Here is a 13999-nt window from a genome sequence, read left to right on the forward strand (position 1 = left end):
TTCTGCGGCGGCTTCTGTCTCAATCCAACAGCATTCCGCATACTGAACGGCCAGTTCACTCTGTTCGCTGAGTGTCGAAAATCACCCCGAGTACACCGACGATGAGTACACCGACACCGGCCAGTATGATCAAGAGATTCCCGTTCTCGACGCCGAATCCGATAACGAATACACCGACCATCGCCGAGATCACCCCCCCAGCGTGGCGGACAACCGAGTACTCCTCTTCTGAGTCGGGGGTACCATCGCCGTCAGTATCGGTCGTCCCTTCTTCAGAGTCGGGGACGCCGTCACCATCAGTGTCGGTCGTGCGCGCTCCACGAATTGCGGCCCCGGTAACTGCGATGATCGAGAGGAATACACCAGCCCAGTACAGCGGATTAGCCGAACCGATACCGACGGCAGAGATTGCCAGGGACAGCGCTGCGATCAAAATACCCACTACAGCGAGCCGACTTCCCCATCGGAGGCCATCGGTAAGGGTGTCGGAGCGCTCACTCATCTGTCTCACCTCCGATGTCGTCGTTTTTTATCCCGAGGAGTTGTCTCAACATACCTCGGTGCCAGGTCTGATACACGACGAGCGACAGGCCCACGATCGGTATGAGGAGCCACCAATACCAACAGATGATGAAGGAGCCATAACTGATTCCGAACAGTTCACAGTCCTCTCGATCGTCGTTCTCACCGGGATCCGTCGTCCCCGCCTCGCTCCCGTCACTCTCATCATCACCAGCGCCGGCATCGCCTTCGTCGGGGTCAAGATAGTTGGGTGTGCCGTCACCGTCGACATCACCGGTACCTTCCTCGGCGTCGGGGATGCCGTCGCCGTCCGAGTCGGAGTCCTTGTAGTTGGGCGTGCCGTCACCGTCGGTGTCGGTCGTGCCTTCTTCGGCGTCGGGGATGCCGTCGCCGTCTGTGTCGGTGTCCTCGTCGTTGGGCGTGCCGTCGCCGTCGAGGTCACCGTCACCTTCCTCTGAGTCGGGGACGCCATCGCCGTCGGCGTCACCGTCACTGCCATCGTCCCCATCATCACCGTCACTGACATCGTCTGCCGGATTGACCGTGATATTCACCGTCGCCGTGGCGCTGTCGCCGTCATCATCGGTCACCGTGTAGGTGAAGCTGTCACTGCCGTTGTAGCCGGCGTTCGGCGTGTAGTCGAAGGTGCCGTCGCCACTCATGTTCACGGTGCCGTGGACCGGCTCGTCACCGGCAGCGACGCTGTAGGTCACCGGCGCGTCACCCAGGCCGGGGTCGTTGCCGGACACGTCGTCACTGAGCGTGGCGTCCTCGTCAATCGTGAAGCTGTCGTCGGCGGGCGCCGGCGAGTCGTCCGCCGTGACAATGCCGTTGGCGGTGCCGGTATCGGTGCCGCCGTTGCCGTCGGAGACGACGTAGTCGAAGCTGACCGGCCCGTTGTAATCGGCATCCGGGGTGAAGGTCACCTCGCCGGTGTCCGAGACGTTCACCGTGCCGTTGGGCACGGCGATGGTCTGGGCGATACCCGGGGTCAGCGGGGTGCCGACGATCGACTCGACCGAGAGCGTGTCGCCGTCGGGATCGATGTCGTTATCCAGGAGATCGATCGGCCCAGAGGTGCTGTCCTCGGCGGTGGTGAAGCTGTCGTCATCGGCCACCGGCGGGTCGTTCCCATCGTCACCGTCACTGCTGTCTTCGCTGTCGTTGCTGTCATCTCCGCCGTCACCGCCGTCGTCTCCGCTATCGCTGTCATCTCCGTCTCCACTGTCGTTTCCGCTATCATCTCCGTCGTCGCTGTCCGTATCGGGGTCGAGATAGTCTGGCGTCCCGTCACCGTCCGAGTCGGTTGTCCCTTCGGTGCTGTCGGGGATGTCGTCACCGTCACTATCGGTGTCACGGTAATTCGGCGTACCGTCGCCATCTGCGTCGGTGGTGCCTTCCGTGCTGTCTGGGATACCGTCTCCATCGGCGTCCGTGTCCAACGCGTCGATGCTCCCATCATCGTCCGTGTCGATGGCGCTGCCACCGTTAGTTTCAACGAAGTCGTTGATTCCGTCTCCGTCTGAGTCAGCGTCGCTCGGGTCCGTCCCGAGTGTCGTCTCCTCACCGTTGGTCAGTCCGTCGTCGTCGGTGTCGCCGTCGGGTCCATCGGTGTCATCGGGGTCGAGATAGTTCGGGATGCCGTCACCGTCGGCGTCATCAGTCCCCTCGTCCGCATCAGCGATGCCGTCGCCGTCTGAATCAGTATCCCGGTAGTTCGACACCTCGTCGCCGTCCGTGTCCGTCGTTCCCTCCGTGCTGTCGGGAATCCTGTCCCCGTCGGCATCGGTGTCGCGGTAGTTCGGCGTCCCGTCGCTGTCTGTGTCCGCCGTCCCCTCGGTGCTGTCGGGAACTCCGTCGTCGTCGCTGTCAGTGTCGAGGGCGTCGACGGTTCCGTCGCCGTTGGTATCGACCGTATCACCGCCGTCGGTCTCGATACGATCGTCGATACCGTCACCGTCCGAATCGGCGCTGTTCGGGTCGGTACCCAGAGCCCGTTCCTCGTCGTTGTCCAGGCCGTCGTCGTCGCTATCGCCGTCCGGGCCGTCCTCGTCGTCAGGGTCGAGATAGTTGGGCGTCCCGTCGCCGTCGGCGTCGCCGGTTCCCTCGGTACTGTCGGGGATGCTGTCACCGTCCGCGTCAGTGTCGCGGTAGTTCGGCGTCCCGTCGCTGTCAGCGTCTCCGACACCCTCTGTACTGTCGGGGATGCTGTCACCATCGCTATCGGTATCCAGGTAGTCGGCGACACCGTCGCCGTCGGAGTCGGTCGCTCCTTCGGTAGTATCGGTGATTCCGTCGGCGTCGCTGTCGGTGTCCCGGTAGTTCGGCGTGCCGTCGCCGTCTCTGTCTTCTGTGCCTTCCGTGCCATCATCGATGCCATCATCATCGGCGTCGGTGTCGAGCGCGTCGATGGTGCCGTCGCCGTCAGTGTCGACAGGGCTCCCCTCGTCGGTCTCGATGAAGTCGTTGATTCCGTCTCCGTCCGAGTCAGCACTGTCGGGATCGGTTCCCAGTGCTGCTTCTTCGGTATTGCTCAGCCCATCGTCGTCGCTGTCACCGTCCGGACCATCGTCGTCGTCGGGGTCAAGATAGTTCGGGGTACCATCGCCGTCGTCATCTTCAGTTCCCTCCTCGGAGTCGGAGATCCCGTCACCATCGCTGTCTGTATCGAGGTAGTTCGACGTGCTGTCGCCATCGCCATCTCCAGTGCCCTCTGTACTGTCTGGAATCCCGTCTCCGTCGCTGTCCGTGTCCAGGTAGTTCGGTGTTCCGTCACCATCGGCATCTGTGGCTCCTTCAGTCCCGTCTGGGATTCCGTCGTCGCTGTCAGTATCCAGATAGTTCGGCGTGCCGTCACCGTCGACATCATCGGTCCCCTCGGTGCTGTCGGGGATGCCGTCGCCATCACTGTCTGAATCGAGATAGTCTGGGACACCGTCACCGTCAGAGTCAGTCGTACCCTCGGTACTGTCGGGGATACCATCACTGTCCGAATCGGTGTCACGGTAGTTCGGTGTTCCGTCGCCATCAGTGTCGGTCGTTCCTTCAGCACTGTCTGAGATGCCGTCGTCGTCAGAGTCCGTATCGAGGGCGTCGATGTCGCCGTCTTCGTCGGTGTCCACGGCAGTTCCTCCATCAGTCTCGACGGAGTCATCGATTCCGTCGTCATCGGAGTCGCTATCGGTGGGATCTGTTCCGAGCGTCTCTTCTTCGTTATTCGTCAGACCGTCACCGTCTGTGTCACCCGTTGGACCGTCCTCATCGTTCGCGTCGAGATAGTTCGGGGTACCATCGCCGTCGTCATCTTCAGTTCCCTCCTCGGAGTCGGAGGTCCCGTCACCATCGCTGTCTGTATCGAGGTAGTTCGGCGTCCCGTCACCGTCGACATCGCCGGCCCCTTCCGTAGAATCGAGGATACCGTCTCCGTCTGAGTCGTCGTCGCGATAGTTCGCCGTCCCATCGCCGTCCTCGTCTCCGGTTCCTTCCGTGCTGTCGGGAATCCCGTCGTCGTCGGAATCCGTGTCGCGGGCGTCGATCTGCCCGTCACCGTCAGTGTCGGTGTTGCTGGCAGCGCCTTCCGTATCGTCGTCGATACCGTCGCCGTCCGTGTCGACATCGTTCGGGTCCGTCTCATCACTATCGAGCGCGCCGTCGCCGTTCTCGTCCTCGTTGCTGTCGGTGATCCCGTCACCGTCATTGTCGTCATCGAGATAGTTCGGCGTCCCGTCACCGTCAGTGTCTGTCGCTCCCTCTGTGGACGAGCCATCGTCCAACTGGCCGTCACCGGCCTGGTCGGTCGGGTCGTCACTGTCGATGTCACGGTAGTTCGCGGTCCCGTCGCCGTCGGCATCGCCAGTGCCCTCTGTCGAGTCATCGATGCCGTCGCCATCGGAGTCGTCGTCCTGTGCGTCGATTGTGCCGTCGCCGTCCGTATCGACTGCTTCGCCGGGGCCAGTCCCGTCGACGCGAGTCGTCTCGATATCGTCGTCGATGCCGTCGCCGTCCGTGTCGACGGCGTAGGGGTCGGTCTCACCGGTGTCGACGGATCCGTTCCCGTTGCTGTCCTCCTCACCGTCTGGGATGCCGTCCCCATCTGAATCGGTATCTCGATAGTTCGGGACGCCGTCGCCGTCGGTATCGGTCGTCCCTTCGATACTGTCGGGGATGCCGTCGTTATCGGAGTCAGTATCCCGCGCATCGATGGTGCCGTCACTGTCGGTGTCAGTCTCGCTGTCGGCGCCCTCAGTGCTGTCCGAGAGCCCGTCGCCATCGGTATCGGCGAGATTCGGATCACTCTCGCCGGTATCGAGACTGCCGTCGCCGTTCTCATCCTCCTCGGTGTCGAGAATGCCGTCACCGTCGTTGTCGTCGTCGAGATAGTTCGGCGTCCCGTCACCGTCAGTGTCTGTCGTTCCCTCTGTGGACGAGCCGTCGTCGAGCGAACCGTCGCCGACCTGGTCGGTCGGGTCGTCGCTGTCGCCGTCGCGGTAGTTCGCAGTTCCATCACCGTCGGCATCGCCAGCACCCTCCGTACTGTCGGGGATGCCGTCGTTATCGGAGTCAGTATCCCGCGCATCGATGGTGCCGTCACTGTCGGTGTCAGTTTCGCTGTCGGCTCCCTCGACGCTGTCCGAGAGTCCGTCGCCGTCGGTGTCGGGGTCGTTCGGGTCTGTCTCACCGGTGTCGAGTGAACCGTCGCCGTTCTCGTCTTCCTCACCGTCTAAGATACCGTCACCGTCGTTGTCGTCGTCGAGGTAGTTCGGTGTGCCGTCGCCGTCTGTGTCTGTGGTTCCCTCGGTCGCTGAGCTGTCGTCCAGCTGGCCGTCACCGTCGTAAGTGCTGTCACTGGCATCGTCGCTGTCACCATCACGGTAGTTCGGGACGCCGTCCCCGTCGGAGTCCGTCGCCTGGCCGTCGCCGGCAGTTAGATCCTCGGTACTGTCGTCGATACCGTCGTCGTCGGAGTCGGTATCGAGGTAATCGGGGGTACTGTCGCCGTCGGTGTCGGTCGGGGAATCGCCGATCGCTCCGGTGTCGTCCTCGACATCGTCCTCGATTCCGTCCCCGTCACTGTCCATATCCTGGAAGTCGGGTGTACCGTCGTTGTCAGTGTCAGTGGCGTCACCGTCGTTTGCGGTCTGGTCCTCGATGCTGTCGGCGATACCGTCGCCGTCCGAATCGGCATCGCGGTAGTCCGGTGTGCCGTCGTCATCCGTGTCAGTCGCGCTACCGTCGTCGGCGGTGAGGTCCTCGACGCTGTCCTCGATACCGTCGTCGTCCGCGTCGTTGTCCCTAGCGTCGATGTCGCCGGTGCCGTCAGTGTTGGTCTCGCTGTCGGCACCCTCCAGACTATCCGAGAGCCCGTCGCCGTCGGTGTCGGGATCGTTCGGGTCGGTCTCGCCGGTGTCGAGGATCCCGTCGCCATCCTCGTCCTCGTCGGTGTCCAGGATGCCGTCGCCGTCGTTGTCGTCGTCGAGGTAGTTCGCGGTGCCATCGCTGTCGGTATCGACCGTTCCGTCGGTGGCTGAGCCGTCGTCCAGCCGGCCGTCACCGGCCTGGTCGGTCGGATCGTCGCTGTCCCGGTCCCGGTAGTTCGCGGTCCCGTCGCCGTCGGCATCCCCATCGCCCTCCGTGCTGTCCGGAATACCGTCATCGTCGGAGTCGGTGTCCTGAGCGTCGATGGTTCCGTCACCGTCCGTATCGACCGATTCTCCGGGACCGCTCCCGTCGACGCGGGTCGTCTCGGTGTCGTCATCGATACCGTCCCCGTCGGTGTCAGCGATGTTCGGGTCGGTCTCGCCCGGGTCGAGCACGCCGTTGGCGTTCGTGTCCTCATCGGCGTCCGGGATCCCGTCGCCATCTGAATCCGTACTCTGGAAGTCCGGGGTGCCGTCACCGTCGCTGTCAGTGGCCTGGCCGTTGCCCACCGTGTTGTCGTCATCCTCGACATCGTCAGAGATGCCATCCCCGTCCGAGTCGCCGTCGCGGTAGTCCGGCGTGCCGTCGCCGTCGGTGTCCGTCGCCGGACCATCGTCGTCGGTCAGGTCCTCCGTATCGTCGCCGATACGGTCGTTGTCGGAGTCGGTATCTAGGTAGTCCGGCGTGTTGTCGCCGTCGGTGTCTGTCGGGGAGTCGCCGATGGCCGCCGTGTCGTCCTCAATGTCGTCCGTGATGCCGTCGTCGTCGCTGTCGGTGTCCTGGAAGTCGGGCGTGCCGTCGCCGTCCGTGTCGGTGGCGTCACCGTCGTCGGCAGTCTGGTCCTCAATACTGTCGGCGATACCGTCACCGTCCGAGTCGTCGTCGCGATAGTCGGGGATGTTATCCCCGTCCGTGTCAGTCGCGCTACCGTCGTCGGCAGTTACGTCCTCGACGCTGTCCTCGATGCCATCGTCGTCGGAGTCAGTATCTCGGGCGTCGATATCGCCGGTGCCATCGGTGTTGGTCTCGCTGTCGGCACCCTCGACGCTGTCCGAGAGACCGTCGCCGTCGGTATCGGGGTCGTTCGGGTCCGTTTCGCCGGTATCGAGGCTGCCGTCCCCATTCTCGTCCTCGTCACCGTCCAGGATACCATCCCCATCGTTGTCAGAATCGATGAAGTTCGGTGTCCCGTCGCTGTCAGTATCGGTCGTCCCTTCAGTCGCTGAACCGTCGTCGAGCGAGCCGTCACCGTCGAACGTACTGTCACTGGCATCGTCGCTGTCGCCGTCGCGGTAGTTCGGGACGCCGTCGCCGTCGGAATCCGTCGCCTCTCCATCGTCGGCGGTCAGGTCTTCAGTACTGTCGTCGATGCCGTCGTCGTCGGAGTCGGTGTCTCGGGCGTCGATGGTGCCGTCGCCGTCCGTGTCGGTTTCGCTGTCGGCTCCTTCGGTGCTGTCGGAGAGCCCGTCGCCGTCGGTGTCGGCGTCGTTCGGATCGGTCTCGCCAGCGTCGAGTGACCCATTGCCGTTCTCGTCTTCATCGGTGTCCAGAATGCCGTCACCATCATTGTCGTCGTCGAGATAGTTCGCGGTGCCATCGCCGTCCGTGTCAGTCGTCCCTTCGGTCGCCGAGCCGTCGTCGAGCTCGCCATCACCGTCGAACGTACTGTCACTGGCATCGTCGCTGTCACCGTCACGGTAGTTCGGGACGCCGTCCCCGTCCGGGTCACCGTCTCCCTCGATGCTGTCGTCGATGCCGTCGTCGTCGGAGTCGCCATCTTGTGCGTCGATGGTGCCGTCACCGTCGGTGTCCGTATCGCTGGTAGCACCCTCGGTGCTGTCGGAGAGGCCGTCCCCATCTGTGTCGGGGTTGTACGGATCGGTCTCGCCGGCATCGAGCACGCCGTCGCCGTTCTCGTCCTCGTCGGTGTCCGGGATACCGTCGTTGTCGCTGTCCTCATCCAGGTAGTCCGGCGTGCCGTCGCCATCGGTGTCGTCGGACCCTTCGATACTGTCGGGGATGCCGTCATTATCCGAATCGTCATCGCGGTAGTCTGGAGTGTTGTCGCCGTCGGTGTCGGTTGCCTGCCCATCGTCGGCGGTCTGGTCTTCGGTGTCGTCGGGGATGCCGTCGTCGTCGGAGTCGGTGTCCCGCGCGTCGATGGTGCCGTCACCGTCGGTATCGATCTCGCTGTCGGCTCCTTCTGTGATGTCCGAGAGTCCGTCGCCGTCGGTGTCTGGGTCGTACGGATCTGTCTCGCCGGCATCCAGCACACCGTCTCCATCCTCGTCCTCGTTGGTGTCGAGGATGCCGTCGCCGTCCGAGTCAGTATCCCGGTAGTTCGGGATACCATCACTGTCTGGATCGTTTGTTCCCTCGATGCTGTCGTCAATGCCATCGTCGTCGGAGTCGGTGTCCCGAGCGTCTATGGTATCGTCGCCGTCGGTGTCGGTTTCGCTGTCGGCTCCTTCGGTGCTGTCGGAGAGCCCGTCGTCGTCCGTGTCGGCGTCGTTCGGATCGGTCTCGCCAGCGTCGAGTGACCCATTGCCGTTCTCGTCCTCGTCGCCGTCGGGGATGCCGTCGCCATCGTTGTCGTCGTCGAGGTAGTTCGGCGTCCCATCGCCGTCCGTGTCGGTCGTCCCCTCCGTCGCTGACCCGTCGTCCAGTTGGCCGTCACCGCTCTGGTCGTCTGCGTCGTCGCTGTCGCCGTCACGGTAGTTCGCAGTCCCGTCACCGTCCGCGTCGCCCGCTCCTTCGGTGCTGTCTGAGATGCCGTCGCCGTCCGAATCAGCATCGAGCGCGTCGATGGTGCTGTCCCCGTCAGTGTTGACGGCCTCACCGGGCCCCGTGCCACTGACAGTCGTTGTCTCGATTCCGTCGTCGATACCATCGCCGTCGGTGTCGGCATCGTTCACACCGGTTCCAAGCGATAATTCATTGCCGTCGGTGACGCCGTCGCCGTCGTTGTCCGAATCGAGGTAGTTGGCCGTCCCGTCGCCGTCGGTATCGGTCGTCCCCTCCTCGGCAGAGCCGTCATCGAGAGAGCCATCACCCGCTTGGTCGTTGGGATCGTCACTGTCCCGGTCCCGGTAGTTCGCGGTGCCGTCACCGTCCGCATCGCCCGCGCCCTCTGTCGAGTCGTCGATGCCGTCGCCATCTGAGTCCGAGTCAAGGGCGTCTATAGTCCCGTCACCGTCCGTGTCGACAGATTCGCCGGGACCGGTTCCGTCGACGCGAGTCGTCTCGGTCCCGTCGTCGATACCGTCTCCGTCCGTGTCGCTGTCCGTTCGGTCGGTCGCAGACGATGCCTCGGTGCTATCACTCACACCGTCGCCGTCGGAGTCGGTATCGAGGAAGTCGGCGGTCCCGTCGCCGTCCGTGTCGACCGTCCCCTCGGTGCTGTCCGGGACGCCGTCTCCGTCTGCATCGTCGTCCCTGAAATTCAGTGTGCCGTCCCCGTCCTTGTCGCCACCTCCCTCGTCGGCGTCGGGGACACCATCGTCGTCAGAATCGTCGTCCAGCGCGTCTATGGTGCCGTCGCCGTCGGTGTCGGTCTCGCTGCCGGCACCTTCGGTCCCGTCGTCGATGCCGTCACCGTCAGAGTCCTCGTCGAACGGGTCGGTCCCGATGGTGTCCTCGTCGGTGTCGCTGATCCCATCGCCGTCGGAATCAGTGTCGAGGTAGTTCGGTGTCCCGTCGTTGTCAAGGTCATCGTCCCCCTCGACGTCGTCGTCGAAGCCGTCGCCGTCAGAGTCCGTGTCCCGGTAGTTCGGGATACCGTCGCCGTCCTCGTCACCGTCGGTCTCCTCGCTGTCCGGACTCACCTCGGGCAGGCCGGGGGAGTCACTGTCCGTGTCGAGGGCGTCGATGGTCCCGTCGCCGTCGGTGTCGATGGTCTGACCGGGATTCGTCCCGTTGTTGTCCGACGTCTCGGTCCCGTCGTCGATACCGTCGCCGTCCGAGTCGCTGTTCAGGAAGTCGGTGCCGAGCGTCTGTTCGGTCGCGTCGTCAACACCGTCGCCGTCGGCGTCGATGTCGAGGAAATTCGGATTCCCATCCCCGTCTGTATCGGCGTCCGTCTCCTCGCGGTCGCTGATTCCGTCACCGTCCGAGTCCCGGTCCAGGTAGTTCGCCAACTCGTCCGTGTCGGCGTCATCATCGGTCTCGGTGCTGTCAGGGATGCCGTCACCATCAGCGTCCGTGTCGCGGTAGTTCGGAACTCCGTCGTTGTCGGCGTCCTTGTCGAGGTATCCCGGTGGGTTCGAGACGGCCAGGTTCGTTTCGCTTTCGGCCCTATCGGAGATCCCGTCGCCGTCGCTGTCAGTGTCCAGATAGTCGTCCGTCCCGTCACTGTCCGTGTCGACCGACCGTCCACCGTCGGACTCGGCTAGGTCGGCAATGCCATCACCGTCGGCGTCCTCGTCACGGTAGTTCGCCGTTCCATCGCCGTCGGGGTCTCCAGTCCCTTCCGTGCTGTCCGAGATTCGGTCGTCGTCGCTGTCGGTATCGAGCGCGTCGATGGTCCCGTCGCCATCGGTGTCGACTGCTTCACCGGGTCCTGTGCCGTCTGGGCGCGTCGTTTCGACGTCGTCGGTGATACCGTCGCCATCCGAGTCCTCGTCGTACGGGTCGGTTCCGAGAGCTGATTCGGTGCTATCCAGAATCCCGTCGCCGTCCGAGTCGTCATCCCGGTAGTTCGGCGTCCCGTCGCTGTCGAGATCGTTCGATCCTTCGGTCCCGTCTCCAATGCCGTCACCGTCCGTATCGCTGTCGAGGTAATCGGGCCTGCCGTCTCCATCCTGGTCGCCGGTTCCCTCCGTGCTGTCGGGAATCCCACCACCGTCGGCGTCGGTGTCGAGGAAGTTCGGCGTGCCGTCGCCATCGGCATCGCCCGCAGTTTCGGCACTGTCGTCGATGCCGTCACCGTCCGAATCGAGGTCGAGGAAGTTCGGTGTGCTGTCGCCGTCTCTGTCGGACTCGCCTTCGACCTCGTCGTCAATGCCGTCACCGTCCGAATCGAGGTCAAAGTAATTTGGCGTCCCGTCGTTGTCTTCGTCGTCCGTTCCCTCGACGTCGTCGTCGATCCTGTCGCCGTCGTTATCGATATCGGCGTTGTTCCCGGTTCCGTCGCCGTCGGCGTCGTCGCTGCCCTCCGTGCTGTCGGGAATACCGTTGCCGTCGGCGTCGGTATCGAGGTAGTTCGGATCCCCATTGCCGTCGGCGTCACCGAATCCATCGACGAGGTTCGGGATGCCATCGTTGTCGTCGTCGCCGTTGGGATCAAACCCACCCCCAACCTGGCTGTCGGGGTCGAGGTAGTTCGGCGTCCCGTCGCCGTCGTCGTCACCGGTCCCTTCGTTGAGATCGTACGCGCCGTCGTCGTCGCTGTCGGCATCAAGGTAGTTCGGGATGCCGTCCCCATCAGAGTCGCTTTGCCCCTCAGTCGTGTCCGGGATGCCGTCTGCGTCGCTGTCCGTTTCGAGGAAGTTCGGAACCCCGTCGTCGTCGGTGTCCTTGTCGCTGTTACCGGCACCTGGGTCGTTGGTGTACTCGTCAACATCGTCGATACCGTCGCCGTCGCTGTCGGTATCGAGGAAGTTCGCATCCCCATCACCGTCGGCGTCTGCTGCTCCTTCAATACGGTCCGGGATGTTGTCACCGTCGGCGTCCTCGTCACGGTAGTTCGCCGTTCCTTCCCCGTCGGCATCGCCGCTTCCCTCCGTGCTGTCAGCGATCCCGTCGCCATCGCTGTCGGTGTCGCGCGCGTCGACAGTCCCGTCACCGTCCGTGTCGACACTGTTTCCGTCGTTCGTCTCGACAGCGTCCGAAATCCCGTCGCCATCGGAGTCGCTATCCGTTCGATCCGTTCCTAGATTCGACTCCACACTATCAGACAGCTCGTCACCGTCGCTGTCGGTGTCCAACGCGTCGATGGTTCCGTCACTGTCCGTGTCTACGCCCGTTCCATCGGGTGCCTCCGTCCCGTCGCTGAACCCGTCGCCGTCGGTGTCGCTGTCCTGGTTGTCTGTGCCCAAGGAATTCTCCTGACTGTTGGTCAGGCCATCGTCGTCGGGGTCCCCGTCCGGACCGTCTTGATCATCGGTGTCGAGGTAGTCCGGAAACCCGTCGCCGTCGTTGTCCCCGTCGCTGTCCCTGCTGTCCGGGACACCGTTTCCGTCGCTGTCGGTATCGAGGTAATTCTGCGTCCCGTCGCCGTCAGCGTCGCTGGTCCCCTCCTCTGCATCGTTCCGGAAGTCGCCATCGCTGTCGAGGTCCGCGTAGTTCGGCGTTCCGTCGCCGTCAGGATCGCCAGTTCCCTCCACCGAGTCGTCAATGCCATCGCCGTCCGCGTCGGTGCTCAGATAATTCGCCGTGCCATCACTGTCAGTGTCGCCGGTCCCCTCGGTATTGTCGAGAATGCCGTCACCGTCGGAATCTTCGTCTCTGTAGTTCGCGGTGCCGTCACCGTCTGGATCGTCTGTCCCCTCCTCACTATCGGGAATACCATCCCCGTCGCTGTCCGTATCTTTTGCATCAAGCCTGCCGTCGCCGTCCGTGTCGACGTTGTTTCCATCGTTCGTCTCGACGTTGTCGGGAATGCCGTCGTCGTCGCTGTCGGCGTCGTTGCCGTCAGTACCGAGCGTTCGTTCCTGGCTGTTGGTCAGGCCATCACCGTCAAGATCGCCGTCTGGACCGTCCTCATCTCTCGGATCGCGGTAATCGGGAGTACCGTCACCATCGTTGTCGCCAGTGCCCTCGTTCGTGTCTTCCGTGCCGTCGCCGTCGCTGTCGGTATCAAGTCCGTCAATGGTGCCATCGCCGTCCGTGTCGACTGCCTCGCCGGGGCCCGTTCCGTCTAGTCGCGTCGTTTCCACGTCGTCGGGAATCCCGTCGCCGTCGGAGTCCGAATCGTACGGATCGGTGCCAAGGGCGTCCTCGTCTTCGTCGTCGATACCGTCTCCATCAGAGTCGAGGTCCCGATAGTTCGCTGTCCCATCATCATCGGCTTTTCCAGCACCTTCAGTACTGTCGGGGATCCCATCACCGTCACTATCGTCGTCTAATGCGTCGATAGTCCCGTCGCCATCTGTATCGATAGCAGATCCGTTGTTCGTCTCAACACTATCGTTGATGCCGTCCCCGTCGCTGTCGACAGCGTTAGGATTGGTACCGAGTTCGATTTCAGTCTCATCAGTCAATCCATCGCCGTCAGTATCAGTTGCAGCAACGGAACTACCGATTACGACACCCGTGAGGATCAGAATGAGTGTAAAAAAAGCGACTCCCAATCGTAGCGAAGTATTCACTGTTACGAGTTTTAAGCCGACCCGAGTATATAAATATCAGATTACTGTAGCTAAAGCCAGAACTAACACTTGAGTAAGTGGATCACATCGCAGACCCCATTCAACGAAGTTGGCCGAATTAGTCTCCGTTTACAGGTAGTTTGATATTTCCATAGTCTAACGTGGGGACCAATGTCGTTCCAGGTTACGCCGTCGCTATTGGTCAATATTCCTATTTTCCTGCTCGCGGCTTCACTGGCAGGGTACGGAGGTGTTCTGTACCTCCGAGAGGGTCGTCGCCAGGTAGTGTTAGCATTCACCATGCTAATGACCGCAATCGCGCTCTGGCAACTCGCAGATGTTCTCAGACGCCTCTTCACGGGCCTATCGCCAACAGTGTGGCTGTTGCACCTCACTCTCGTGGTACTCATTCCGCTGTTTACGTGGTCGTTAGTGTGGTTTGCATTAGCGTATGCTGAGTCGAGCCAACGCCGTATTCGAGTGGTCTGGGGCCTATTTTTTGCCCACGTTCTCGTAATCGGCACGCTGACGGCCCTCAACCCTAAATTTCTCCAGACAGTCGACGGGATCGTATATCAGGGCCCGATGACCGTACTGAACGTGACATTCGAGAGATGGATTGTCCGTATGTGTTTAGCCCGAGCTGATTTCGCCACCATCTCATAGGAGGCGCACAAATCGGGCTGTATGAGCTGGCAGCGGAGGTTCGTGATGATCCACAGGGATGGGCTCCGTCGCGGAGCCCATCCCGT

At 62.7% G+C, this 13999-nt stretch carries 3 protein-coding genes; 1 reads left to right on the forward strand and 2 read right to left on the reverse strand.

Going from position 1 to position 13999, the window contains the following annotated elements:
- Positions 1-55 precede the first annotated feature (55 nt).
- A complete protein-coding gene (locus NO978_RS15035) occupies positions 56-502 on the reverse strand; it encodes a hypothetical protein (protein ID WP_257300411.1) in 447 nt (148 codons plus the stop codon).
- Positions 495-13247 (reverse strand): hypothetical protein, encoded by a 12753-nt coding sequence (locus NO978_RS15040; protein WP_257300412.1) that lies wholly within the window; start codon positions 13245-13247, stop codon positions 495-497. The genes NO978_RS15035 and NO978_RS15040 overlap by 8 nt, the downstream gene beginning before the upstream one ends.
- Before the next feature lie 171 nt (positions 13248-13418).
- Here NO978_RS15040 and NO978_RS20005 point away from each other — a divergent pair, with 171 nt between their 5' ends.
- The gene (locus tag NO978_RS20005) at positions 13419-13913 is read left to right on the forward strand and encodes a histidine kinase N-terminal 7TM domain-containing protein (protein ID WP_369684149.1); all 495 of its coding nucleotides are present in this window, start codon (positions 13419-13421) and stop codon (positions 13911-13913) included.
- The last annotated feature ends 86 nt before the right edge of the window (positions 13914-13999 follow it).

The organism is Haloarchaeobius sp. FL176 (assembly GCF_024609245.1).
Classification (GTDB): Archaea; Halobacteriota; Halobacteria; order Halobacteriales; family Natrialbaceae; genus Haloarchaeobius.

Excerpts from the sequence above, each read along its gene's own strand:
- NO978_RS15035 (WP_257300411.1), bottom strand. The coding sequence starts at position 502 with ATGAGTGAGCGCTCCGACACCCTTACCGATGGCCTCCGATGGGGAAGT.
- NO978_RS20005 (WP_369684149.1), top strand. The coding sequence starts at position 13,419 with ATGTCGTTCCAGGTTACGCCGTCGCTATTGGTCAATATTCCTATTTTC.